General features: G+C 63.5%; 1 protein-coding gene. It reads left to right on the top strand.

Annotation, left to right across the window (positions count from 1 at the left end; translation table 11 throughout):
- Nucleotides 1-220 (top strand): hypothetical protein (locus SOP85_RS31145; protein WP_323629425.1); only part of this gene is annotated, 220 nt, incomplete at its 5' end.
- Between the last annotated feature and the right edge of the window lie 240 nt (nt 221-460).

The raw sequence follows: 460 nt of genomic DNA, 5'->3' as shown, positions 1-460 counted from the left end.
CGATGCAATATTCGAGGACGCCTTCGCCGGCAAGCCGGGCTCCTACAGGTCCGCGGCGACCAGCGCAAACCATTGTAGGAGCCGGCTTGCCGGCGAAGAGGCCCGAAAGGTCGATGCAATATTCGAGGACGCCTTCGCCGGCAAGCCGGGCTCCTACAGGTCCGCGGCGACCAGCGCAAATCATTGTAGGAGCCGGCTTGCCAGCGAAGAGGCCCGATAGCGCGATGCAATATTCAAGGCCGCCTTCGCCGGCAAGCCGGGCTCCTACAGGTCCGCGGCGACCAGCGCAAACCATTGTAGGAGCTGGCTTGCCAGCGAAGAGGCCCGATAGTGCGATGCAATATTCGAGGACGCCTTCGCCGGCAAGCCGGGCTCCTACAGGTCCGCGGCGACCAGCGCAAACCATTGTAGGAGCCGGCTTGCCGGCGAAGAGGCCCGAAAGGTCGATGCAATATTCGAG

The sequence above is a fragment of the Pseudomonas sp. YuFO20 genome, assembly GCF_035064975.1.
GTDB lineage: Bacteria > Pseudomonadota > Gammaproteobacteria > Pseudomonadales > Pseudomonadaceae > Aquipseudomonas > Aquipseudomonas putida_AE.
Note: the sequence above shows the minus strand (reverse complement) of the source record. Positions and strands in the feature narration are given on the sequence as shown.